Source organism: Weissella sp. ESL1139 (assembly GCF_058506735.1).
On record NZ_CP196375.1, the window covers coordinates 160,627 to 185,329 of the forward strand.

Below are 24,703 nucleotides of genomic sequence, written 5' to 3' on the forward strand. Positions count from 1 at the left end.
TATTTATCATTGACCTCGCTCTATTTTGTGTGAATAGGAGAGAAAAGGGTTTATGATGCAACAAAGTGGCACATCGGGCATGTCTTTGCGGTGGTTGTTGATAGCAAGTTTTATTAATAGTTTTGCGTTTGGATTTATTTGGCCGTTAACATCAGTTTATTTATACAATGAGCTATATCAAACATTGGTAACAATTGGTTGGGTTATGATGGCCAATGCAATTGGGCAAGCAATTGGTTCATTAGTCAGTGGTCGATTATTTGATCGGTTTAAACCATTTATGTTGATTCAAATTGGCGTTATTTCAATGATTATTTTGCAGATTGCCTTTATTATTTGGCATGGTTGGCCAATTTATGCAGTTATTTTGACTTTGGTTGGTTTCTTTGGTGGTTGGATAACAGCCGCTATTAATTCATATGGCACCCAAGTTCGTTCACATGATGGCCGTTTCGTGTTTAATATGTTGTACTTTACGAGTAATTTCGGGATGGTTTTCTCAACAGCCTTAGTTGGACCGATTTATCCGTTTGGTATTACTTGGCTGTTTGCTTTAGCATTAATTTTATATGTTATTTTATTCGTGATTGTGCACGTCAAGTTTAACTTTACGTTAGAGAACCGGATAACTGGTAAGCAAGTCGTCAAATTCAATTTGCCCAAATGGAATTTATTGTTAGTCTATGCTAGTGTATTAGGTCTAGTTGTCTTATGGATTTCATATGCGCAATGGCAAGGTAATTTGTCGGTTTACATGAACAGTGTTCTAAAACTCCCATTGTGGCAGTATTCGATGTTGTGGACAATCAATGGTATTTTAATTGCCGTTATCCAATTAGGTATGAATGCATTGAATTTGTCAGCCAATCACAAGTCGATGTTCATTCAAATATTCTTGGGAATTGTCATGTTTGGCCTATCATTTTTGATTTTGCCATTTAGTCATCACTTTGGTGGTTTTGCGTTAGCAATGATTATTACCACAATTGGGGAAGCAACGGCATTCCCAATGATTCCAGCCTTGGTTAATGAATTGACTCCAGTTGCATTAAAAGGGCGCTATCAAGGCTTGTCGGCAGCTGCGCCTTCAGTTGGACGAGCAATTGGGCCACTAGTTGGTGGGTTTATTATTCAACAACAAGGTTATAGTACATTATTTTATTCGGCAGCCGCTTTAACTTTTGTGGCTTTTATTGGGTTGTTATTTAGTATAATTGTTGGTTATCGTCGTACAGTTCAGTATGAAGAAAGCTAAAGTATTAGTCGTCGGTTTCACATAATAGTGACACCGGCTTTTTTGTATATTAGAATTATTTGTATAAAATACAAGGGGATATAAGATGACAGAGCAAGATAAAATAGCTTTCCTAAGTGATTTAGTGGCCATGAATACTGTGGCAGATCATGAAAAAAATATTGCAACTTATTTAAACGATTATTTTTTGGCTCATGGCATTACCAGTCAATTGGTTGAAGTGACGCCAACGCGGGCTAATCTAATTGCTGAAATTGGTGATGGTGATGGACCAGTACTAGCATTTTCGGGGCATATTGATACCGTCCATGAAGGAGATATTAACACTTGGCATAGTGATCCATTTAAGTTAACGCAACACGGTGATAAACTATATGGCCGTGGTGTCACGGATATGAAGGGTGGACTAGCTGATTTTGCGATGGCTTTTGTTGCATTACACGAAAGTGATGAATCATTGCACGGTACGTTGCGTTTCATTGCGACAGCTGATGAAGAAAGGAATGAATTAGGTGCTGACAAGTTAGCTGCTGATGGTTACTTAGATGACATCGATGCTGTGATTATTGGTGAACCAACTGCTGTGGCACTAGACGAAGTGTCAGATTACTTTAATAGTGGTGGGGCTGTGATTGATCCTAAAACTTTGTCAGACTTGCAAGCTGTGATACCAACGTCAAAAGCACCTGAACAACACTTTATCTTTTTTGCACATAAGGGTTTTCTAGCTTATGAAGTCACAGCGACTGGCCGGGCGGCCCACAGTTCAATGCCTAATTTAGGGGTTGATGCCATTGCAAATTTGGTCAAATATTATCAGGCTGAACAAAAACTTTATGATAATTTATCCGAAGAAAGTCCCATCCTGGCCAAAACAATGCGTGGTGCTAATATTATACATGGGGGTGCCCAACAAAATTCTGTACCTGATTCAGCTACCTTAACTGAATTAACCCGTACGATTCCAGAGTTACCAGCTGAAGAATTAATTGCTCGCCTCGAAGAATTAGTTAAGCAACTTAATCAAGCTGATGATGACATGCAATTATCTTTGCAAGTTAATGCGTATGATGATGCAGTTGTAACACCTCAAGATAGTGACCTCATTAAAATAGTGCAAGCAGTGATGCCAAATTATTTTAATGAACCATTGGATGCCCCAACGATAGCGGTATCTTTGGGTACTGATGTTGCTGCGTTTGTCCATGCTAATCCGGATGTTAAATTTGCAATCATTGGTCCAGGAAATACAACCGCTCATAAAGCTAATGAATATGTGATGACATCAGCTTATTTTGCAATGGCTGACGTTTATCGCGATGTTGCTAAGGCGTACTTAAAGTAAATTAATCAGTGGTGTTAACCAAGGAGTTGCCGACTATTACCGCATCTTTCAGGCTAAATGTTTCGAAATTTGTAACAACTTGCTATAATTAACATAATTATGAAAGGATTTAGCCATGATGGAAGTATTAGAGCAGGCATATGCCAAACTAAATATAAGCCTTGATACCCCATTTATTCATGATAATGGTGAACAAGAATGGGATATGTTAATGGTTGCCATTGATTTGGCTGATACTGTGACGATTAGGACAACGACTAAACATCATCAGATTGTGGTTGAATCGACAAGTGGTGTGCTACCATTAAACGAAAAAAATCTGGCTTACCAAGCTGCGTATTTAATACGTGAAATTGCGGGAAAAAATGAAGGTATTGAAATTCATATTATGAAGCGTGTGCCAGTGGCAGCTGGATTAGGTGGTGGTTCGTCTGATGCTGCCGCTGTATTACGTGGCCTGAATCGTATTTGGAAATTAGGCTATAGTGAAGAAAAGCTGGCACTGATTGGACTTCAAATTGATGCTGATGTGCCGTTCTGTGTTTATTCACGACCAGCACGCGTTCGGGGTCGTGGGGAGATTGTTGAACCACTTAATCAAATCCTACCGCCTTTGTGGCTAGTGGTTGCGAAACCAGGGATTAGTGTTTCAACACCTAAAATTTTAAAGATGGTTAATTATGACACCATGCAACATGGTAATATGACAGCATTGATGGCAGCGGTTGATAAGGGGGATTTTCAAACCGCTTATCAGCAAATGTTTAATGTGTTGGAAGCAATTACCGGCGCTAAGTATCCTGAAATTTTGAAGTTAAAGCAAAAAATGTATGACTTTGGGGCAGTAGCCGCTCAAATGTCAGGAACGGGGCCAACTGTCTTTGCAATTGCAGAAAAGTCATCACGGGCGAAACGTATTTATAATGCGGTCAGTGGCTTTGTATCAGAAGCATACCTGGTGCGTTTGGTTAATTCAGAAAAATGCAAATAAAACAGTAAACGTTCGTGTTTTGACAACACGGCGTTTTTTTTATTAGCCAAATTACGACTTAAAACGGATTAATCACTTTACTTTTAGAACTTTATCTATTATATTTAATGAGTAGTTCGTAATTAACGAACAATCTAATGGGTCTTTTAATAAAAAGGAGTAAAAAAATGGCTTCAAACGCAAAGATGTGGGTGGCAGGTGCCGCAGTTGTAATTATTGCCGGAGGTGCTTACGCCGCTTGGTCTGGAAACAAGTCAAATGATAGTAATAATGACAAAACGTCAGTCGCTTTAATCACTGATGGTGGTGGAATTGATGATAAGTCATTTAACCAATCAGCCTGGGAAGGTATCAAGTCTTGGGCTAAAGATAACGATGTCAAAGAGGGTAAGGGTGGTTATTCTTACTATCCTTCAAAGACCAGTGCTGATTTTACAACGAACATGGATCAAGCACGTTCTGATGGTTTCAAAAACATTTATGGAATTGGTTTCCAATTGGTTTCAACAATTAATGAGCAATCAAAGAAACATCCTGATACGAATTACATGATTATTGATGATATTGCTAAGGAACGTAAGAATACAGTTTCCGTAACTTTCAAGTCTGAACAATCATCATACTTGGCTGGTGTTGCTGCTGCTAAGACGACTAAGACTAACAAAATTGGTTTCGTTGGTGGTATGAAGTCTGCTGTTGTGCAATCATTCGAGGCTGGCTTTACTGCTGGTGCTAAGTCAGTTAATCCTGATATTAAGGTTGATGCTCAATACGTTGGTAGTTTTACTGATGCTGGTAAGGGTAAGACAATTGGTTCAACGATGTATCAAAGTGGGGCTGATGTTATCTTCACTGCTGCTGGTGGTTCAGGAGCTGGTGTCTTTACTGAAGCTAAAGACTTGAACGAAGAAAAGAATGCAGCTGATAAAGTATGGGTAATCGGTGTTGATCGTGATCAAAACGCTGATGGTGCTTACACTGCTAAGGACGGTAAGTCTAACTTTACCTTGACGTCATCTGTTAAGAAGGTCGGTAAGGCTGTAACAGATGTTACTAAGAAGACTGCTAAGGGTAACTTCCCTGGGGGTAAGCACTTAGTTTATGGTTTGGATGATAAGGGTGTTGCCTTAACACGTGGTCATTTGTCTAAGGATGCTTGGTCAGCTGTCCAAGATGCTAAGCAAGATATTATTGATGGGGATGTTAAGATTCCAAGTAAATAATAGTTAAATAATAGGAGCCGGAGCACTTTATAAGTATCTCGGCTCCTATTTTTTGTTTAGCAAAACAATGTTCGTGATTAAACGTTTTTATAAACTTATAACACGAACATTATTTATTTAACTCGCCTTTTTTAGCAAATCGATGTGCTTAAACCCGAATTATCCGTTTACAATCACTAGTATTTAAGGTAATATAATTATAGGTGCTTGAGGGGAAACGCAAGCCAAAAAATACATATAGAAGTATGATTTATTATTAGGAAATAGCTTTACTTCTAAATTGGGGTAAGTTGTTTTTTGACATATTTTGATCTGGTGAAGATTGGTGAGCGACCAATCTTTTTTAGTTTCTAATGGAAATGACAAGCCTGACAAACATAGGGATATCCGTTATACTTGTTAGAAGGATATGAGAAATAGTAAGGAGAATATTCACGCATGGCTAACGATAATCAAGATGAAGAATTGAAAAATGATAAATTGCTAGATGCAATGGCAGTTTTTCGTGAAGAGCAAAATGAGGTTACTGAACATAATTTCATTCAAGCATTAATTGATGCTGTCTTTGTTGCCCCTGTAAATTTCTCGAAGCAACCGGTTATTACTGATGATGGGGATGTTGATATTCCAGATGATGCCCAAATGCAATTAATAACATTTGAGTTAGAAAATGGTAATGGTGTTTTCCCAGTATTTACTGATTTAGATGCTTATAACGCACATCCCATTGAAGCTGATTTACCAGTTTATCCATGGGCAATGGCCTTGTCAGATTATTTGCCTATTTTGCAAGAAGATAGTGCCCAAAATATTGAAGGCTTAGCATTGAACCCATTTACGAATGGGATGCCAATTACTCGTGATAACATAACGTATATTGCCCAACAAGTGGCAGAATCAGTTGAACATCAGGAAGCTAATGCATCAGAAGATTCAGGTGATAGTGAAATGGAAATTTCTTCAGCCGAAGAAATTATTCCAACACCGTTACGCTATGATTTGATTGGTATTGCTGATGATGCGATGGGTGTCATTGAGAGCATGTATTTGCTTTGGTTAACGAATAAAGACTCACAAACGGCCAATTATCTATTAGTAATTGATGGTCCAAACCGTGATGATGTGCAAGCATTGTATCAAAAGATTGCAACAACTTTTGAGGAAAAGTCAGGTGATGAAGGTAGCGCGGTCGATATTGTCTTTGCGGATGATTTCCAAGTTGATCTATCTGAATTTGATAGTTTGTACAATCGTAATTTAGAATAATAAACAACATTAAAACAGATGTTAGGAGGTTTAAATACGATGAATAAAGATGTAGATTTAACAATTATTGGTGCGGGTCCCGTTGGGATGTTTGCTGGCTTTTATGCTGGTTTACGTGAATTGAAAGTCGCAATGGTCGAAAGTTTAGCTGATTTGGGTGGCCAAATCACGAATTTCTATCCTAAGAAGATGATTTTGGATATTCCAGGTTATGTGAATGTTTCAGGAAAAGATATTGTGACTGACTTAACCGCTCAATTAAAGCAATTTGATCATAAAATGTTGCTGGGTACGACAGTTACAGATATTGTCAGTGCTGATGAAGGTTACCAAATCAAAACTGACAAGCAAGACAACTTTCATACGAAGGGAATCATTCTTGCTACAGGAGCAGGTGCCTTTGAACCACGCCGTATTGCTGATGATATTTTAGGTGAAAATGTCAACGATAATATTCACTATTCAATTCATGATTTGCAAGCCTTTGCAGGTAAGCGTGTTTTGGTAGCCGGTGGTGGTGACTCAGCTGTTGAAATGGCTTTGCAATTGGAAGGGACTGCCCAAACGGTTAGTTTGACACACCGTCGTGATAAGTTCCGTGCACTTGAGCATAGTTTAACTAAGTTAGCTCAATCAGGTGTGACGACTGAAACACCATACACGATTAAGAGTATTGATCGTGATAACGATGGTGCCTTGGCTGTAACACTACAATTAGCTCGTTCTGAAGAAACGAAAGTTGTGACGGTTGATGATGTCGTTGTAAGTTATGGTTTCCAAACTGAAAATAAGATTATGGCTGGTTGGACTGTGCAACCTGAACTTAATGAACAAAGCCAAATCACTGTTGCTCAGAATATGATGACATCGGTACCAAACATGTATGCAATTGGGGACGTTGCGGCTTATGCAGGTAAGTATGATGTGATTGCAACTGGTTTTGGAGAAGCACCTACAGCTATCAATGATTTGATGACGCATATTATGGATGATGCTAAGGGACCAGCTCATTCAACTGCCTTAACGGTTGAAAATGGTAAAGTGCAACGTTAATCATAAATGAGAAACTACTAAAACTTCGTGAAGTTTGATACAATGGTAACGAACAATATTAGAAAAAGAGGTGTACCAATGGCAAAGTTGGTTTTAATTCGTCACGGTCAAAGTGAATGGAATGCATTGAACTTATTCAATGGTTGGATTGATACAAAGTTGAGCGATAAGGGTATCGCACAAGCAAAAGAAGCAGGTCAATTGATTGCTAAAGAAGGTATTCAATTTGATCAAGCTTATACTTCAGTTTTGACTCGTGCCATTACAACATTGCACTTAGCTTTGGAAGAAACTGACCAATTGTGGGTACCAGAAGTTAAGTCATGGCGCTTAAATGAGCGTCACTATGGTGCTTTGCAAGGTTTGAACAAGGCCGATGCAGCAACTAAGTGGGGTGATGAACAAGTTCACCAATGGCGTCGTTCATACGATGTTTTGCCCCCACTTCTAGATGAGCAAGCTGCCACAATGACTGTTGAAGGTAAGACATATCCAGCTATGGATCGTCGTTACCAAGATGTACCAGAAGGTGAAATGCCAAAGGGTGAAAACTTGAAGGTTACTTTGGAACGTGTATTGCCATTCTGGGACTCAGATATTTCAAAGGCATTGAAGGATGGTAAGAACGTTATTATCGGTGCTCACGGAAACTCATTGCGTGCATTGGTAAAGCATATCGAACAAATCTCTGATGATGACATCATGGGTGTTGAGATTGCTAACGGTCAACCATGGGTTTATGACTTGGATGAAGATTTGAACGTTGTTTCAAAGAAGATTTTGAAGTCAGAAGACTAATTCATTGATAAATAAAAGTCGCTAAGTTGAAATTACTTATATTTCAGCTTAGTGACTTTTTTATTATTTTTGGAAAGCATTAACACCATCCATATACAGCTTTTTATTTAGTAACATTAACTCTTCAATTGGTAGGTCCTTATTATTTTTTAACCACAAATGGAACAAGTTGATAGTAGTTGTGATATGAAAATTGATTAGATATTTCTTGTACGGATTTTCATCATCTAATTGCATCTCGATCAGGTCTAATTCAATGTTTTCAGCTATACGATCAATATAATCCATATCACCATACTCGCCTAATAAGGCATCAAAATATAAGGCATTTTCTTCATAAATATTTACCATAAAATTTATAAAATTATGGCTATCAATATTCATCTTACTTCGCTGTTCTTTGATGAGATTTGTAAATTCATGTTCAACAGTAGTTTTTAAGTCTTGCATATCTGAAAAATATTGGTAAAAAGTCGTACGATCATAGCCAGCAACTTTGGTTAAATTGCTAACGGATATTTTATCAGCGAACATTTTTTTATTGAGTAAGCAAAAGGCTTGGATAAAATTTTGCTTGGCGTTCTGTACAGTCATAAAAATCAACACTCCTAAATATACTGTTGTAGCATTTGATTAGCTTTTATTATATTCTAACATTATAGAACAAGGAAAGAACTACTTACCAAGGGGGAGTCTATTATGGCAGAGGTAAAGGTTTTATTTAAGGTTGATGGTTCAGTTTGGGAGCCAGTGCATATTGAGCAACTAGCATATCAACGTAATCTACACGTTCTTCACCAAATGCGACGTCATGGTTTGGATATCAGGCGTGGTGATCAACTATTAGATGATGATGATATTGATTATTTAACAGATGCTGAAGCTTGGGAAGTTTCGATTGATAATCGTTTAGCTTATACAGGTGAAACGGTTAAAGAAGCTTACAAGGATTCATTTGCTAGGTCAGATGAAATGTGGAAAAAATTAGGCTTTTCACAAAATAAGCCAATGAAGGTGTCACGAACAACCATGCATGTTGAAGGTATCTCATTAGAAAAATATATGGGTATTATGCGTGCTATGCAACAAGATGAAAAGGTTGGTTTGTCTGCCCATCCAGAACATTTCCAAGCCATTATAGGCAAGAAGGTGCTTACAGGTATTGAGCCATTTGGTATGTATGGAACACCAACACTTGCACGTGTTACGATTGTTGATGAAAGTGAATTAAGTGAACAAATTTTGGCAGATAAGGATGAGACTTACCCAATGTCTATGGCTGGGTTGACCCATTTGACTGACGAAACGACTGAAGTTAACATCCCTTATCATCAATTTAAGCCAACCGAAAATGGTTTTGATGCTAAGTTAGCCGTTTATTGGCCAGAAACGTGCCTCATGAAATGGTCGAGGGACACGGATTACACTTAGCGACAGAGTTCTACGAAGGTCTAAAGTTGATAGTTGATGATGATACAACTATTGTAAGCATGTAAGATAAACCTTAATAACGTGTATTGCGGCAGTATCTATTGTTGGAATGCACGTTATTTTTATGTTAAAAATTGTTTTTCAAATTTTGGTATAATGAAAGAAACTTTATTAGAAAGGCGCGAGCATATGTACCAAGAAAAAAGATTTGGGAATAATTTTCGTTGGATTAGTGTTAATGATCCATCCGATGAAGATATTCATAATTTACAGCAAGAATTTCAACTGAGTCGTAAATTTGAGTCATATGTTCGTGACCCACGTGAACGGTCTCGATTTGATTATAATGTTCAAACAAATACGGGCATGTTGATTTGGCAAGTTGTTGTGAAAACCAGTGATACCAACATTTATCAGGTGTTGCCAATAAGCTTTATTGTGACCCATGATACTTTGATATCAACAATTCCAGCAACTGCTAAACATGTAAATCAAGAATTGGCTAAATTAGTGACCAAGGTCATTGAAAATGACAGTACCCTGACGATATTGTTACGTTTATTGTGGCGTTTGAATGATGAATACATGGATCAAATTGATGATATTAATGTGACACGTGAAGGATTAGCAAGTTTCAATAAAAATCCCAGCAATCGTCAAATCAAACAGTTAGCATCATTAAGCAATCAATTAGTGCATCTAACAACGGCAACTGATAATAATGTGATGGCGATTAAACAATTAAAACTGACGGGTGATGATGCTTCTGATGAACTGACCTTAACAAATAAAGAACGTGATTTAGTGGCAGATGTTGAAATTGAAACGGCCCAAAGTCAACAAATTACCCAAGATACATCAGATTTAGTTGAACGTTTGTCAAATACTTATAATAATTTATTGAATAACTCATTGAACGATAATATGCGTTTTCTAACGGTTTGGTCATTAATCCTGGCTGTGCCGCCGATTATTTCCGGATTTTATGGCATGAATGTGTACTTACCTTTAGCACAAGGCCCATGGGCGTGGGTTGGTACTTTGGGAATGACTTTACTTTTGATTATTATCGTGATTTATTTAGTTAAAAGAAGAAAATAATCGGTCATTAAAGACTGCTGGTAAAGCAGTCTTTTTATATGTTTATATGGAAAACATAAAAAAATATTTTTTATGTATAAAATGGTATGATATTAATTAATATAGAAAAGAAGACTGGAGGATAAGAAATGGCAAATATTCAAGATATTGCAACATTAGCTGGTGTTTCAAAAGCGACAGTTTCAAGAATATTAAATCAAGATCCAACATTTTCAGTATCTGAAGGTACCAAAAATCGGGTTTGGCAAATTGCCAATCAATTACACTATAAATTAGCCAATGTCGCTAATCGCAATAATCAAGATAAATTGCACATTGCCATTGTTACCGCTTTAACGATGGAAGAGGAGTTAGGGGATCCTTACTTTCAAAAAATTTTGGCTGGCTTAGATGAGCAAGCGAATTTATGGGGCATGAAAATAGATGATAGCTTGCGGCTACCAACGGATGATGAGATAGACTGGCAAAATTTGTCGATTTATGGTGCGATTATTGTTATCGGGATGTTGACGACCGATGTGTTAGCTAAAATTTATGAATATAATAAAAACATTGTTATCATTGATGATTCTAGGACGTTTGATAATTATGATGTGATTCGTAATGATTTTGGTCGGCAAACAACCCAATTATTAAATCTATTATTAGATAAAGGCCACCAGCGGATTACTTTTATTGGTGGTCGGAAGGACCTTGTCGGTAGTGATCAAATTGAAGCAGCCAATGATTTAGATATCCGCCATCAAGCATATTTGAACTGGATGGTGTTACATAAATTTGATGACGACATTGATGCGCATATTACCAAGTGGACATCAGAAGATGCGATGCAAGTAACCAAAGAGATTTTGGCACAAGATACTTTACCAACCGCCATTTTTGCTAGTAACGATTTACAAGCCATTGGGGTGTACCGGGTCCTTCAAGAAAGTGGTCTAAAAATACCAGACGATATTGCCGTGGTGAGTTTGGACGATATTGAAACCGCTGAGTATTTGTACCCATCATTAACGACGGTGCGTCCAGCAACTAAAGAAATGGGTAAAGAGGCTGTTAATTTAGCCCGTGAGAAACTAGTTGGTGATCGTGAATCAGCAATGCAATTAACTATTAATTCAAAATTGATACTACGTGAAAGTTTATAAGTCATAGTGAGAAAAGCGCAGCCTTTATGAAGGTTGCGCTTTTTTTGTGCGTTTAGTGTATTATTTCCTGCGTAATGGCTGACAGTTATGTCGTGGTATAGAGGAATATTGTTATCTATAAACTTTTTAATAAATAGCATTTATATATTTGTTCTCCAAAGAGACATTTATACCTTGCCCTAAAGGATAAGTCAGATTACCAATATTACAACAGTTATTATGGATTTCTTCTAACATGAGTTGATTTTCATCCAGGACAATAAAAATAAATTAAGCAAATTACTTGATTATCTGAAAGAAAGCGTTTACAATTCATAGTGTTGGTTGGTAAACAAGTAAACAAAACAACTTATTTGTTTATCAACAGGTTATTGTTGCTATTTTTATAAGAATCATAGGGGAAAAATGATGGATAAAGTTAATGATCAACAGAATCAACAAACACCATTACAAAAAGTGGTTTCGCGTGTTTCCTATGCGTTTGGAGCTTTTGGTAATGATGTGTTCTATGGTGCGTTATCAACATACTTCATAATGTTCGTAACGACCCATTTGTTCAACACGGGTGATAAGGCGCAAAATGATCGCATGATTATGTATATCACTGGGATTATTACGATCTTACGTGTTGTGGAATTAGTTATTGATCCATTTATTGGTAATTGGATTGATCGTACCAAAACACGTTTTGGACAGTTTAAGCCATGGGTTGTTGTTGGTGGTACGATTACATCAATTGCTTTGATGTTACTATTTACTGATTTAGGTGGCTTGAATCAAAGTCATCCATATTTGTACCTAGTGGTATTCGCTATCCTGTATATTACGATGGATATTTTTTATTCGTTTAAGGATGTGGCGTTCTGGTCAATGATTCCGGCGCTTTCATTTAGTTCAAAAGAGCGTGAACGTACATCTTCATCAGCTCGTATCGGATCAACCTTAGGTGGTGGACTAGTTGGTGTTGTTGTGATGCCACTTGTCTTATTCTTCTCAGTTAATCAAGCTAACGGTACTGGTGATGCACGTGGTTGGTTTGCCTTCGGATTAATTGTTGCCTTAGTTGGTATTGCTACTTCATGGATTGTTGGATTAGGAACGAAAGAGGTCCAATCTGATTTACGTAAGAACGTGAAGGATACCGTTGGTTTTAAACAAATTTTTTCAACGTTGGCACACAATGATCAATTGATGTGGATTGCCTTAACATATGGTATTTACGCAATTGGTATTAATATTGAGAACTCTTTGGTGTTGTATTACTTTACATTTATTATGGGAAAGTCAACGTTATTCTCAGTGTTCCAAGGTGTTAACATTGTGATTAGTCTAGTTTCAGTTTCACTATTCCCAAAGTTGGTTGATAGTTTCAATCGTCGCCGTGTCTTTGCGACTTGTATCGGTATTATGTTAGCCGGATTGTTACTATTCTCATTTGCTGGTAAGTCATTTGCACTAGTTATTATTGCTGCTGAAATGTTCCAAGTACCACAAGCCGTTATCTTTTTGGTTGTCTTAATGATTATTTCAGATTCCGTTGAGTATGGTCAGTTAAAGCTAGGCCATCGTGATGAATCTTTGACATTATCAATTCGTCCTTTGTTAGATAAGCTAGGTGGTGCCCTATCAAACGGAATTGTTGGTCAAGTTGCCGTTATTGCTGGTATGACCACGGGTGCAACAGCAGCCTCAATTACGGCTAGTGGTGCTTTCAAATTTAAGATTATGATGTTCGGTGTTCCGGCAATCCTATTAGTTATTGCGTTCTTTATTTTCTGGCGTAAGTCAACTTTGACTGAGGAACGACACGCTGAAATTGTTGATGAATTAGCTAAGACATGGGGTCAAACGCTTGAGACTGAAGAAAATGAAAATATTGATGTTAAGAAATTCAACATCACTTCACCAGTTGATGGAACAGTTAAAGCCTTAGCTAATGTCTCAGATGAAACGTTTGCGAGTGGTCAAGTTGGTCAAGGATTTGCGATTGAACCAACCGATGGTAAGGTTTATGCACCATTTGATGCCGTCGTAAGGCAAGTATTCCCAACACGGCATGCCATTGGCTTAGTTGCTGATGATGGTACGGCGTTATTAATTCATATTGGTTTTGGAACTGTTCATATGCAAGGAACAGGTTTTACGAGTGTTGTTACCGATGGTCAACCAGTAAAGAAGGGGACTGAATTGATTGAGTTCTGGGATCCAGCAATTAAGAAGGCCGGTTACGATGATACGGTTGCGGTTGTTGTTACAAATGATCAGGAGTTTAAGGACTTTGAGTTATTAGTAACACCAGGAACACAAGTATCGGCTGGTCAGGAACCTGTATTTACTTTGCAACATACCGATGATTAAGGAGTAGAGTTAATGAGTCAAGAAAATTTGATTTCTTTTGATGAGAAAACACAATCATTTCACTTGCATAATGACACAATCTCTTATGTATTGGGCATAGAGCCTGGTGGTGTCCTATCTCATTTGTATTATGGACAACGTATCAAACAATATCATGGCCAATTGACGCATCCGCGTTTAGATCGTGGTTTCTCTGATAATTTGCCAGGCACCACTGATCGTACCTATTCACTAGATTCAATTTTGCGTGAATACAGTTATGAAGGAGATGGCGATTTTAGAAATCCAGCCATTATTGTTCGTCAAGCAGATGGCAGTCGCTCAGTTCGGTTTGCATACCAAGATTACACAATTATAGATGGTAAACCTAAGTTAGCTGGTTTGCCTGCGACTTATGTTGAAGATGATGATGAAGCACAAACGTTAACTATTAATATGGTTGATGAACTTAGTCAATTAACATTGGCTATGTCATATACAATTTATCGTCACCGTCCAGTTGTGACGCGTTCAGTGCAAGTTATTAATAATGGAACCCAACCTGTACATCTAGAAAAGGTTGCTTCGATGATGCTTGATTTGCCAACGGGTGATAAAGAAGTGATTTCATTGCCTGGTGGTCATGTTAATGAACGTCACATTAATCGAGAACCAATTACATTTGGATCAAAGGTATTCCAAAGTCGTCGTGGTACAACTAGTCACCACATGAATAACTTTATTGCCATTAGTGATCCTACGACTAATGAATTCCAAGGTGAAGTTGTTGGTTTCAGTTTGGCATATTCAGGTAATCATAAGGAAGAGGTTAGCAAAGATCCTTATGGTACTCATCGCATTACGATTGGAATTAATGATGATCAATTTGATTGGGAATTAGCTGCACAAGATAGTTTCCAAACACCTGAAGTCATTATGACCTATTCAAATACCGGTCTTAATGGTATGAGCCAAGCTTTGCACAGTTTGTTACGTCAACGAATGGCTCGTGGTAAGTATAAGGAAGCCATTCGGCCAATTGTTGTGAATAATTGGGAAGCAACCTTCATGGACTTTGATGAAGCCAAGTTACAACCAATTGTTGATGAAGCGAAGGATATGGGCATCGAGATGTTCGTATTGGATGATGGTTGGTTTGGTCATCGTGATGATGACAATTCATCGCTTGGTGATTGGCAAGTCATGGCGAAGAAGTTCCCACAAGGCTTACAACATTTCGCCAATTATATTCATGACCGTGATTTGAAATTCGGTATTTGGTTTGAGCCAGAAATGATTTCGATCGATTCAAATTTGTATGAACAACATCCAGAGTACATGTTGCAAGTACCAAATCGTGAACCAAGTCCTTCACGTAATCAATATGTATTAGACTTGGGACGGCCAGTTGTTCGTGAAAATGTTTATGAACAAATGTGTGCTATTTTCGATAATAATGATATTGATTATGTGAAATGGGATATGAATCGTAATTTGACTGATATTTACGCAAGTGACCTGCCAGAAGAGCGACAAGGTGAAGTTATGCACCGTTACGTATTGGGATTGTATGATTTGCTAGAAAAGCTAACAACTAGATATCCAGATATTTTGTGGGAAGGTTGTTCTGGTGGTGGTGGCCGTATTGATGCTGGCTTTATGTACTACATGCCACAATCATGGACCAGTGATAATACCGATCCGGTGGCACGTATGAATATTCAATACGGCACGTCATTGGCCTATCCAACATCATCATTTACGTCACACGTTTCTGAATCACCTAACCAACAAACAGGTCGGTATACGTCATTACAAACACGTGGTGCTGTTGCGATGAGTAGTGTGTTTGGTTATGAGTTAGATTTGACGCAAATGCCTGACGACGAAAAGCAAGCTGTTAAAGAACAAGTGGCGGAATATAAGTCAATTCGTTCATTAGTACAATACGGTGAGTATTCACGTTTGCTTGATCCGAATGATGGTAATCGTTGTGCTTGGATGTTTGTAAGTGCTGATAAGAATGAAGCCTTGGTCTTCTCATTTAACATTTTGTCTGCGGCCCAGCCAGAAAATGACATGTTAAAGTTAGTTGATTTGGATCCAAACAAGCAATATCAAGAAGTGACAACCGGTGAAGTACTAGGTGGTGACGAATTGATGTATGCCGGTATTTATGAACCAGCAGTCTTTTCAGATTTTGCTGCTAAGGTATATCATTATCAAGCGGTGTAATAAACATAAAGGTTGAGATAATTATGTCTCAACCTTTTTTGTGTGCACATAAAAAGTTAGCGTGATAGAATAAAAATAGTAGGTGAGTGATTACTTACTTTTGCTAAAAATGAAATAAATGGGGAGGCCAGTATGGTTAAAACAATTATTGCATTAAAAAATGTCAAAAAAAGTTTTGGCGATGCAACCGTGTTAAAAGATGTAAATTTTGTCGTGAATAAGGGAGAAATTGTTGGGCTAATTGGGCCTTCTGGTGCGGGTAAATCAACTATCATCAAAATCTTATTGGGGATGGAAAAAGCCAATGCCGGTAGTGCCCATGTTTTTGATACGCAAATGCCAAACCGCCTTTTATTGAATAATATTGGTTATATGGCGCAATCTGACGCTTTATATGATGATTTGAGTGGTTATGAAAATTTGGAATTTTTCGCTCAAATGAAAGGCATTAAGAAAGCCGATATTGAAGATGAAATTAAGCACGTGGTGACAGTTGTTGATTTGTCTGATGATCTTAAAAGACGTGTGACTGGCTACTCTGGTGGTATGAAACGGCGTTTATCGTTAGCAATTGCCTTGTTAGGTGAACCCGATTTGCTGATTTTGGATGAACCAACTGTGGGAATTGATCCCGGATTAAAGCGGAAAATTTGGCAAGAAATGCAGCAGATAAAAGCTGAAGGGCGGACAATTTTAATCACGACACACGCCATGGATGAAGCTGCCTTAACTGACCGTGTTGTGTTATTGCTTGATGGTGACATTATTGCCGATGAAAGTCCAGATCAATTGGTGAAGGATTACGAGGTATCATCAGTTGAAGATGTATTTTTGAAAGCGGAAGGTGAATTATAATGCGGATATTAGCTATTACAAAACGTGTTTTAAAAGAGCTATTACGAGATAAACGTACATTGGCTTTAATCTTTATTGCACCGTTAGTTGTGCTAGCTTTGATGTCATACATTTTCAATGTTAATACAACTAACAATGCAATAGTTGCGAGTGTTGGTGTAAATCAGCAGATAGAAAAGACTTTGGATGATACTAGTCATATTAAGGTTAAAACTTATGACAATAAGGGCAGTGCTAAAAAGGCGTTAGCCGATAAAAAGGTTGATGCGGTTATTCAAGATAAACATCATGATTTGTATGTTACTTATGCCAATACCGATGTCGGTAAAACTAATGTTGTGAAGGGCGGCTTACAAGGCGCCCTTACGAAGACAAAAGTCACACAATTGACAACAGCCTTTAAAAAGTTGCAACAGCAATTACCAGCAAATCAGCAAATTATTGGTGAACAGCCAAAGTTACCATCAATTCATAATAGTTATAATTATGGGGATGGTGATTCAACCTTCTTTGATAAGATGATGCCAATTATGATTGGATTCTTCATTTTCTTGTTCGTCTTTTTGATTTCTGGTATGGCATTACTTAAAGAGCGTACTTCTGGTACATTAGATCGGTTATTGGCAACACCAGTTAAACGTTCAGATATTGTATTTGCTTATCTATTAAGTTATGGCTTAATTGCGATTATTCAAACCTTAATTATTGTGAGTTTTACAGTAACCGTATTAGATGTTGAGGTAGCTGGATCGGTTTGGTTAGTCATGTTAATTACTGTGTTACTTGCCTTAGTTGCGTTAGCACTTGGAATTTTCATTTCAACCTTTGCTAAATCAGAATTCCAAATGATGCAATTTATGCCAATCGTGGTTATTCCACAATTATTCTTCTCAGGATTAGTACCATTAAGTGCGATGGGTGATTGGGCGCAATGGTTAGCAGACATCTTACCTTTGAAGTATGGTTCATCAGCTCTTAATACGATCATTTTAGATGGTGGTACCTTTAGTGATATTGCAGTTGATGTAGTCGTTTTGATTATCTTCATTATTATTTTGTCAGCTGGTAATATTGTGGGCTTGAAGCGTTATCGAAAGGTATAAGATTATGAATACAACGAATCAAAGCTTTGATGATTGGTTAGCACGTACAGATATGGCCAAAGGTAAACGTCAAATTTTAAAAGCAACCGTAAAATTATTTGCGGACAATGGTTATCAAGGTACCTCAACGGCGATGATTGCTAAAGAGGCAGGTGTGAGTGAAGCAACCATTTTTAAACATTTTAAATCTAAAAAAGTGTTGTTGGATGCCATTTTACAACCAATCATTGAACAACTTTTACCTGATGTCAGTGAGCATTTTGTTAATCAAGTCCAGCATCATGCCACAACATTAGATGACTTAATTGCCTATGTGGTACGTGATCGTTACTACTTTTTATTGAACAATTACCAAATTGCGATCATCTTATTAAATCAAGTGTTAGTTGATGAAGCATTTAGTGAAACATTAAAACAAACGTTAATGTCTGAAATCATACCAGGTTTACAACAAGTTCAAAGTTTGCTAGATAAAAGTGATAATGTTGATCCAAAAATTGAAGTGAGTGATATTATTAAGTTGATTGTCGGTCAGTTTATAGCCAATTTTTTGGGCACTTATAAATTAAATATTTCGCAAGATGATCCGGAAAGTGTTATTAAAAAAATAACATTAATGACACAACGAGCTATTCGTTTGTCTGATTGATCGTTGTAAACAAAAAAGCCACTGATTTAGTTAATCAGTGGCTTTTTCAGTGTGATCATAATATGTTCGGTAAAAGCAGTCACATGCTATTAAATTTCGATATCGTTAATATCAACACCAATGGCATCAGCAACACGCTTGCCGTAATCCATATCGGCACGGGCCATTTGTTGAACCATCAACTTCTTGTTTTCAAGGCTATCGATTGTACCAAGATTTCCCTTGAAGGTTTCAACTAGACGTTGCTTCTCATCTTCACTCATGATGTTGTATAGACGACCAGCAGCAGAATAATAATCTGTATCATATGGTTCATATGCACCAGTCATACCCTTGAACATATCACCAGTAATTGATGCGTGTGGATCTTCAACCGGACCATCTTGACTGTTTGGTTCGTAGTTGACACTACCATCTTGACCTTGAGCCATGAATCCATCACGGGCATAGTTATGAACTTCATTACGAGGACGGTTAGCCTTCAAGTTTTCATAGTTAGCACCTAGACGGTAACGTTGGGCATCCTTGTATGAGAACAAACGACCTTGTAGCAACTTATCCATTGAAGGCTCGATACCAGGTACCAAGTTAGCTGGTGAAACAGCTAATTCTTCAACATCTTCAAAGTAGTTATCAGGGTTAGCGTTTAAGGTCATGACACCAATTTCGTGAAGTGGATAATCTTTGTGTGACACAACTTTGGTGACATCAAAGATATCATACTTATAATCCAAACCTTCTTGGTATGGAATAATTTGAACTGAAAGGGTCCATGAAGGGTAGTTACCGTCTTCGATAGCACTGAACATCTCATTTTGTAGATAATCAGTATCTTCAGATGCCAATTTATCAGCCAATTCGTTGGTCATATTTGAGACACCTTGGTTACTAATAAAGTGGTACTTAACCCAGTATTGTTCACCATCAGCATTGACCCACTTGTAAGTGTGGCTACCATAGCCATTCATCGTACGGTAACTAGTTGGATTACCACGGTCTCCCATTAAGTAAGTGACTTGATGAATTGATTCTGGTGAATGTGCCCAGAAATCAAATTGCATATTAGCATCCCGCTTGTGTGTACGTGGATCACGTTTTTGTGAATGAATAAAATCAGGAAACTTCAATGGATCATTGATAAAGAAAACTGGTGTGTTGTTACCAACGATGTCGTAGTTTCCTTCTTCTGTATAAAACTTAACAGAAAAACCGTGTACGTCACGAATGGTATCTGGGTAACCAGATTCACCAGCAACTGATGAAAAACGAACAGCGAGTGGGGTTTCTTTGCCAACACCGTTGAACAAATCAGCCTTCGTGTACTTGCTCATGTCGTGGGTAACTTTGAAGAAACCCTTGGCACCAGCTCCTTTGGCGTGAACAACACGCTCAGGAATACGTTCACGATCGAAATGCGCTAACTTTTCAAGTAATTGATAGTCTTGCATTAGTACAGGACCGCGCTCACCAGCAGTTAAACTGTGTTGGTTATTGGCCCATGGTTGACCGGCTTGTGTCGTTAACTTGTTTGTCATTGTGTTCCCCCTATATAAAACATTTTTAAATTACGAATACGATTATAGATTAGTAATCTATGATTAATTATACACTTTAAGTAAGTAATGTGTAAATGGCTATACTTATTATAATAATCTTATTTATATAAAAATGTATGCTTTATAAACGTTGTAGCACTGCTTTATCAGCTTATTTTGTTTGTAATGACTAATTGAAATTTTAAAATTTATTTGTATTTACTACATATTAAAAATTTAAACACTGTATAATATGACGTAGGAGGCATGCTATGACAAATGATAAAAACCAAATAACAAGTTATTGGCAAAGTTTTTGTGAATTACATGATATTTCAACTAGTACGCCATACTCAGCTTGGTCATATGGTGAAACAGCCCAAATGGCTGATGAGTTAGCAGATTTAACAGTTCGAGGGATTAAAACTGCGACAACATCGGCTGCAGATTTATATGAAGAGAATGAACCAAAACCTTACATTGGAGAATACAACATTATCTTAGATGGCAAAAATAAACCAGTTTGTGTGACACAAACAAAGGTTGTTGAAGTTGTACCATATAATTTGGTTTCTGCTGAACATGCCTATCATGAAGGTGAGGGTGACCGAACACTACGCTACTGGCGTAAAGTACACGATGAATTTTTTAGAACTGTGTATGCTGAAGAAAAGCGGATCTTTAATGAAAGCATTCCTTGTATTTGTGAAGTTTTTGAAGTAATTGATTAAAAATGGGGGAGTTATGATGACACAAAAGACATTTACAATGCAGCAATTTGATTTAACTGGTAAGGTTGCGATTATTACGGGTGGTGCATCAGGGTTAGGACAATATTATACGAAGGCCCTTAGTACAGCCGGTGCTGATGTGCTAATTATTTCACGTTCACACAATGGTTGGGATGATATTAAAGCACATGTTGAGCAAACTGGTCATCGGGCTGAATTTTTTGCAATTGATTTAACAGCAGAAAATGCAGCTGAGCAAATTGTTGAGTATGCGGTTGAAAAATTTGGTAGGATCGACATTTTAGTAAATAATGCGGGGATGCAAATTCGTCATGAATGGGATGAGTTCCCTAAGGAAGATTGGGATAAAGTGATTAATCTAAATCTGAACGCTTTATATTACTTATCACAAGCAGTCGCTAAAGTAATGGCAAAACAAGAGAGCGGTAAGATTATTAATATTGCATCAATGCAATCATATCGTGCTGGTAAGTTTATTTATCCGTACGCTGCAAGTAAGCATGGGGTCGTTGGGTTAACAAAGGCTTATGCTGATGCACTAGCAGCTCATAATATTCAGGTAAATGCGATTGCACCAGGATACGTCAATACAGAGATGACTAAGCCATTGCAAGAAGACCCAGTACGGGGACCAGAAATTTTGGGTCACATCCCAGCTGGTCATTGGGCTGACCCATCAGAATTGATGGGAGTTGTTGTCTTTTTGGCCAGCGACGCTGCTAGCTATATAACTGGGGTTACCTTGCCGGTTGATGGTGGTTATTTGTTGCGTTAAAAATATGAATATGTAACAGAAAGTTCTGGTTTGTAGCCAGAATTTTTTTGTTTATCTGATATACAAAAATCTTAAATATAAGACTTTGTGAAAATAAATGACTTTTCCTTAAATTAGTACTAGCCAAATCATGTGAAAACGGTTACAATTATTTAGGTCGCTTTGATGCAACCGTTTTCATTTTATTGAGTTGATATTATAAGGAGAGTTAGTTATGCCATTATTTTGGGTTTTGGTAGGAATTATTTTGTTGATTTTACTAATTGTAAAATTCAAATTAAATACCTATGTCTCATTGTTGGTAACAGCTGTATTTTTAGCACTTGTATTAGGAATCCCAGTTGATAAAATTGGACCAGCTATTGAAACAGGAATTGGTAGTCAACTTGGGCATTTGGCCATTGTCTTTGGACTTGGTTCAATGATTGGAAAGCTTGTTTCTGATACTGGTGGTGGTTATCGAATTGCCCACACATTGATTGAAAAATTCGGACGTAAACAAATTCAGATAGCCATTATTTTAGCATCATTCATTGTTGGAATTGCATTGTTCTTCGAAGTTGGGTTAGTTGTTTTGCTACCAATTTTGTTCGTAATTGCGAGTGAACTAGGAATTCCATTATTGTATCTTGGTATTCCAATGGCAGCTACTTTGAATACTGCCCACGCATTTTTGCCACCTCATCCAGCACCAACTGCTGTTGCAGGAGTCTTTAATGCTAATATTGGGCAAGTTTTGTTGCTAGGTATTATTGCAGCAATTCCAACTATTTTGATTGCTGGACCATTGTTTAACATGGTTTTGAAGAAAGTCTATCCAAGTGCTTATCACAAGGAAACACCAAATGTGTTTGGTGAATTTAAGACGTTTAAGTTAGAGGAGACACCAGGCTTTGGTATTAGTATTTTGACATCAATGATGCCAGTTATTTTAATCGGAATTGCCACAATTTTGGAAGCATTTATCAATAAAAAAACGGTTTTCGGTCAAATCATTACGTTTGTTGGTAGTCCAGACATTGCCATGCTATTGTCATTGCTATTTGCGGTCTTTACAATGGGAGTATTCCGTCATGTTAAGATGAATGAAATTGGTAATACTTTGACTGAATCAATTAAGCAAATCTCTATGATGCTACTAATTATTGGTGGTGGTGGTGCTTTGAAAGAAGTCCTAGTTAAAGGTGGTATTTCAGATTATGTTTCAGCATTATTTGCAGATACATCAATGTCACCAATCTTGGCTGCTTGGTTGATTACGGCCGTACTACGTGTCAGCTTGGGATCATCAACGGTTGCTGGTATGACAGCCGCTGGTTTGATTGCGCCATTGGTTGCATCATCATCAGTTAATCCGGCTTTGATTGTACTTGCTATTGGAGCAGGTTCAGTCTTTGCAGATCACGTTAACGATGCCGGTTTCTGGATGATTAAAGAATACTTTGGTCTATCACTTAAGGAAACATTGCTATCTTGGACAACTTTGACCAGTGTACTTGCGTTAGCCGGATTAGGTTCAGTGCTAGTATTGTCATTGTTTGTTTAAAATACGTTACATTAAGGATTCAGTTTTTTGGAACACGTTTAGATAGAGTGAAAAAACGTACAAATTAATAACTAATAAAAAGGATTGCGACGTGTCGCAATCCTTTTTTGTATGGTTAGATTAGTTATTTGTAAAGTCGATGACCATTCGACCAACAATTTGATTATTTTTCATTTCATCAATAATATCGTTGATTTCTGATAACTTACGTGTATGCACGATTGGCTTAACTTTGTTTTCAGCTCCGAATTGGAAAGTTTCAGCTAAGTCTTGGCGGGTACCAACCAAAGAACCAGCAACTTTAATGCCATCTAAGACGGTCTTTGAAATGTTCAATCCCATATCACCTTTAGGTAGGGCGATGGCTACTAAAGTACCATCTGGTCGTAATGCATTGACTGCTGTTGTGAATGAATCAGGACTAACGGCAGTAATGAGTGCACTGTGCACACCACCAACCTTATCTTGTAGAATTTGTGATGCATCCTTTTCACGAGAATTAATGGTTAAATCAGCACCGAGTGATTTAGTTGCTTCTAACTTATCATTATCAATATCCACGGCAGCCACGTGTGCTCCGAAAACATTGTGAGCATATTGTACGGCTAAGTTACCTAAACCACCGGTACCAACAATTTCTACCCACTGTCCAGGCTTAACATTACCAGTTTTTAGACCTTTGTAGACCGTAACACCAGCACAGGTTAATGAAGTTGCTTCAATTGGATCAAGACCTTCAGGAACTTTAACGGCATAGTCAGCAGGGACGATGCATTCTTCAGCCATGGCACCATCAACGTTGAAACCAGAATTTTGTACCTGGCGACACAATGTTTCACGACCAGTTGTACAGTATTCACAGTGGCCGCAACCCTTGTAGAACCAGGCAACTGAGACTCGATCACCAATTTTTAGATTAGTAACATCATCAGCTGTTTTAATGATTTTACCAACACCTTCGTGGCCAATAATACGACCGGGAACTTTACCAAAATCACCAGCGGCAACATGTAAATCTGTGTGACATAATCCACAATATTCCATTTTTACAAGTGCTTCGCCATGTTTTAAATCACGTAATTCAACATCTTTAATATCAACGTAACCATCACAGTTATCTCTTACGACTGCTGCTTTCATAGTGTTTACCTCACTTTTTTGGCTTATTTCTTAATGCACCTAAATCATAACAAAAAGATATCCAAAGGTAAAGTGAAAACATTCACAATGTGATAAAATTAATTATTTTAATTAATACTTCATGATGGAAATACAGTGGCGCAAAAAACGCAAGCTGAGTCACATAAT

Annotated in this window: 21 protein-coding genes; 18 read left to right on the forward strand and 3 right to left on the reverse strand. The window is 37.6% G+C overall.

All coding sequences use genetic code 11. The annotated features are described in order from the left end of the window. Nucleotides 1–52: 52 nt before the first annotated feature. The 7 genes from ACSYSF_RS00760 (at nt 53) to gpmA (ending at nt 7,931) form a co-directional block, all read left to right on the forward strand. Complete coding sequence (locus ACSYSF_RS00760; RefSeq protein WP_489867846.1) at nt 53–1,255, forward strand: MDR family MFS transporter; 1,203 nt, start codon at nt 53–55, stop codon at nt 1,253–1,255. 85 nt (nt 1,256–1,340) lie between these two features. Further along, on the forward strand, nt 1,341–2,600 hold the full coding sequence (locus ACSYSF_RS00765) for a M20/M25/M40 family metallo-hydrolase (protein ID WP_489867847.1): 1,260 nt from the start codon (nt 1,341–1,343) through the stop codon (nt 2,598–2,600). Nucleotides 2,601–2,718: 118 nt separating this feature from the next. Beyond that, nucleotides 2,719–3,591: a 4-(cytidine 5'-diphospho)-2-C-methyl-D-erythritol kinase gene (gene ispE / locus ACSYSF_RS00770; protein WP_489868275.1), complete on the forward strand. Its 873-nt coding sequence runs from the start codon at nt 2,719–2,721 to the stop codon at nt 3,589–3,591. Nucleotides 3,592–3,758: 167 nt separating this feature from the next. Continuing rightward, complete coding sequence (locus ACSYSF_RS00775; protein ID WP_489867848.1) at nt 3,759–4,814, forward strand: BMP family lipoprotein; 1,056 nt, start codon at nt 3,759–3,761, stop codon at nt 4,812–4,814. A 438-nt stretch (nt 4,815–5,252) separates the two neighbouring features. Continuing rightward, a complete protein-coding gene (locus ACSYSF_RS00780; RefSeq protein ID WP_489867849.1) occupies nt 5,253–6,080 on the forward strand; it encodes an SseB family protein in 828 nt (275 codons plus the stop codon). A 39-nt stretch (nt 6,081–6,119) separates the two neighbouring features. After that, a complete protein-coding gene (locus ACSYSF_RS00785) occupies nt 6,120–7,133 on the forward strand; it encodes an NAD(P)/FAD-dependent oxidoreductase (RefSeq protein WP_489867850.1) in 1,014 nt (337 codons plus the stop codon). A gap of 78 nt (nt 7,134–7,211) precedes the next feature. Next, the gene (gpmA, locus tag ACSYSF_RS00790) at nt 7,212–7,931 is read left to right on the forward strand and encodes a 2,3-diphosphoglycerate-dependent phosphoglycerate mutase (protein ID WP_489867851.1); all 720 of its coding nucleotides are present in this window, start codon (nt 7,212–7,214) and stop codon (nt 7,929–7,931) included. Between the two features lie 63 nt (nt 7,932–7,994). On the opposite strand, the gene ACSYSF_RS00795 is transcribed toward gpmA, so the two are convergent. Beyond that, nucleotides 7,995–8,525 (reverse strand): TetR/AcrR family transcriptional regulator, encoded by a 531-nt coding sequence (locus tag ACSYSF_RS00795; protein WP_489867852.1) that lies wholly within the window; start codon nt 8,523–8,525, stop codon nt 7,995–7,997. A 105-nt stretch (nt 8,526–8,630) separates the two neighbouring features. Between ACSYSF_RS00795 and ACSYSF_RS00800 the strand changes: the two genes are divergently transcribed. From ACSYSF_RS00800 to ACSYSF_RS00835, 8 genes are all read left to right on the forward strand, one after another. Beyond that, nucleotides 8,631–9,362 carry a hypothetical protein gene (locus ACSYSF_RS00800; RefSeq protein ID WP_489867853.1) on the forward strand — a complete coding sequence of 244 codons (732 nt, stop codon included), beginning with the start codon at nt 8,631–8,633 and terminating at the stop codon, nt 9,360–9,362. 189 nt (nt 9,363–9,551) lie between these two features. Continuing rightward, complete coding sequence (locus ACSYSF_RS00805; RefSeq protein ID WP_491737235.1) at nt 9,552–10,463, forward strand: magnesium transporter CorA family protein; 912 nt, start codon at nt 9,552–9,554, stop codon at nt 10,461–10,463. A 128-nt stretch (nt 10,464–10,591) separates the two neighbouring features. After that, nucleotides 10,592–11,608, forward strand: a complete 1,017-nt coding sequence (locus tag ACSYSF_RS00810; RefSeq protein WP_489867855.1) for a LacI family DNA-binding transcriptional regulator — start codon at nt 10,592–10,594, stop codon at nt 11,606–11,608. Between the two features lie 408 nt (nt 11,609–12,016). Next, nucleotides 12,017–13,966 (forward strand): sugar MFS transporter, encoded by a 1,950-nt coding sequence (locus ACSYSF_RS00815; RefSeq protein WP_489867856.1) that lies wholly within the window; start codon nt 12,017–12,019, stop codon nt 13,964–13,966. A gap of 12 nt (nt 13,967–13,978) precedes the next feature. Continuing rightward, complete coding sequence (locus tag ACSYSF_RS00820) at nt 13,979–16,180, forward strand: alpha-galactosidase (protein WP_489867857.1); 2,202 nt, start codon at nt 13,979–13,981, stop codon at nt 16,178–16,180. A gap of 132 nt (nt 16,181–16,312) precedes the next feature. Continuing rightward, nucleotides 16,313–17,035, forward strand: coding sequence for an ABC transporter ATP-binding protein (locus tag ACSYSF_RS00825; RefSeq protein WP_489867858.1), 723 nt, complete (start codon nt 16,313–16,315; stop codon nt 17,033–17,035). Further along, nucleotides 17,035–18,138, forward strand: coding sequence for an ABC transporter permease (locus ACSYSF_RS00830; RefSeq protein ID WP_489867859.1), 1,104 nt, complete (start codon nt 17,035–17,037; stop codon nt 18,136–18,138). Before ACSYSF_RS00825 ends, ACSYSF_RS00830 begins: the two co-directional genes overlap by 1 nt. 4 nt (nt 18,139–18,142) lie before the next feature. Further along, nucleotides 18,143–18,787 carry a TetR/AcrR family transcriptional regulator gene (locus ACSYSF_RS00835; RefSeq protein WP_489867860.1) on the forward strand — a complete coding sequence of 215 codons (645 nt, stop codon included), beginning with the start codon at nt 18,143–18,145 and terminating at the stop codon, nt 18,785–18,787. A gap of 89 nt (nt 18,788–18,876) precedes the next feature. Here the strand turns inward: ACSYSF_RS00835 and ACSYSF_RS00840 are convergent, their stop codons facing one another. After that, on the reverse strand, nt 18,877–20,322 hold the full coding sequence (locus ACSYSF_RS00840; protein WP_489867861.1) for a catalase: 1,446 nt from the start codon (nt 20,320–20,322) through the stop codon (nt 18,877–18,879). Between the two features lie 272 nt (nt 20,323–20,594). Between ACSYSF_RS00840 and ACSYSF_RS00845 the strand changes: the two genes are divergently transcribed. The 3 genes from ACSYSF_RS00845 (at nt 20,595) to ACSYSF_RS00855 (ending at nt 23,395) form a co-directional block, all read left to right on the forward strand. Beyond that, nucleotides 20,595–21,053: an ASCH domain-containing protein gene (locus ACSYSF_RS00845; protein WP_489867862.1), complete on the forward strand. Its 459-nt coding sequence runs from the start codon at nt 20,595–20,597 to the stop codon at nt 21,051–21,053. 13 nt (nt 21,054–21,066) lie between these two features. Further along, nucleotides 21,067–21,849 (forward strand): glucose 1-dehydrogenase, encoded by a 783-nt coding sequence (locus tag ACSYSF_RS00850; protein WP_489867863.1) that lies wholly within the window; start codon nt 21,067–21,069, stop codon nt 21,847–21,849. 214 nt (nt 21,850–22,063) lie between these two features. After that, entirely contained in the window at nt 22,064–23,395 is a 1,332-nt protein-coding gene (locus ACSYSF_RS00855) for a gluconate:H+ symporter (RefSeq protein WP_489867864.1), read from the forward strand. Nucleotides 23,396–23,515: 120 nt separating this feature from the next. On the opposite strand, the gene adhP is transcribed toward ACSYSF_RS00855, so the two are convergent. Next, entirely contained in the window at nt 23,516–24,535 is a 1,020-nt protein-coding gene (gene adhP, locus ACSYSF_RS00860; protein ID WP_489867865.1) for an alcohol dehydrogenase AdhP, read from the reverse strand. Between the last annotated feature and the right edge of the window lie 168 nt (nt 24,536–24,703).

Coding starts and splice junctions, on each gene's coding strand:
- ACSYSF_RS00775 (WP_489867848.1), top strand. CDS start 3,759: ATGGCTTCAAACGCAAAGATGTGGGTGGCAGGTGCCGCAGTTGTAATT.
- ACSYSF_RS00780 (WP_489867849.1), top strand. CDS start 5,253: ATGGCTAACGATAATCAAGATGAAGAATTGAAAAATGATAAATTGCTA.
- ACSYSF_RS00815 (WP_489867856.1), top strand. CDS start 12,017: ATGGATAAAGTTAATGATCAACAGAATCAACAAACACCATTACAAAAA.
- ACSYSF_RS00825 (WP_489867858.1), top strand. CDS start 16,313: ATGGTTAAAACAATTATTGCATTAAAAAATGTCAAAAAAAGTTTTGGC.
- ACSYSF_RS00805 (WP_491737235.1), top strand. CDS start 9,552: ATGTACCAAGAAAAAAGATTTGGGAATAATTTTCGTTGGATTAGTGTT.
- ACSYSF_RS00810 (WP_489867855.1), top strand. CDS start 10,592: ATGGCAAATATTCAAGATATTGCAACATTAGCTGGTGTTTCAAAAGCG.
- ACSYSF_RS00840 (WP_489867861.1), bottom strand. CDS start 20,322: ATGACAAACAAGTTAACGACACAAGCCGGTCAACCATGGGCCAATAAC.
- ACSYSF_RS00760 (WP_489867846.1), top strand. CDS start 53: ATGATGCAACAAAGTGGCACATCGGGCATGTCTTTGCGGTGGTTGTTG.
- ACSYSF_RS00795 (WP_489867852.1), bottom strand. CDS start 8,525: ATGACTGTACAGAACGCCAAGCAAAATTTTATCCAAGCCTTTTGCTTA.
- ACSYSF_RS00845 (WP_489867862.1), top strand. CDS start 20,595: ATGACAAATGATAAAAACCAAATAACAAGTTATTGGCAAAGTTTTTGT.
- gpmA (WP_489867851.1), top strand. CDS start 7,212: ATGGCAAAGTTGGTTTTAATTCGTCACGGTCAAAGTGAATGGAATGCA.
- ACSYSF_RS00800 (WP_489867853.1), top strand. CDS start 8,631: ATGGCAGAGGTAAAGGTTTTATTTAAGGTTGATGGTTCAGTTTGGGAG.
- ACSYSF_RS00850 (WP_489867863.1), top strand. CDS start 21,067: ATGATGACACAAAAGACATTTACAATGCAGCAATTTGATTTAACTGGT.
- ACSYSF_RS00830 (WP_489867859.1), top strand. CDS start 17,035: ATGCGGATATTAGCTATTACAAAACGTGTTTTAAAAGAGCTATTACGA.
- ACSYSF_RS00785 (WP_489867850.1), top strand. CDS start 6,120: ATGAATAAAGATGTAGATTTAACAATTATTGGTGCGGGTCCCGTTGGG.
- ACSYSF_RS00765 (WP_489867847.1), top strand. CDS start 1,341: ATGACAGAGCAAGATAAAATAGCTTTCCTAAGTGATTTAGTGGCCATG.
- ACSYSF_RS00855 (WP_489867864.1), top strand. CDS start 22,064: ATGCCATTATTTTGGGTTTTGGTAGGAATTATTTTGTTGATTTTACTA.
- adhP (WP_489867865.1), bottom strand. CDS start 24,535: ATGAAAGCAGCAGTCGTAAGAGATAACTGTGATGGTTACGTTGATATT.
- ACSYSF_RS00820 (WP_489867857.1), top strand. CDS start 13,979: ATGAGTCAAGAAAATTTGATTTCTTTTGATGAGAAAACACAATCATTT.
- ispE (WP_489868275.1), top strand. CDS start 2,719: ATGGAAGTATTAGAGCAGGCATATGCCAAACTAAATATAAGCCTTGAT.
- ACSYSF_RS00835 (WP_489867860.1), top strand. CDS start 18,143: ATGAATACAACGAATCAAAGCTTTGATGATTGGTTAGCACGTACAGAT.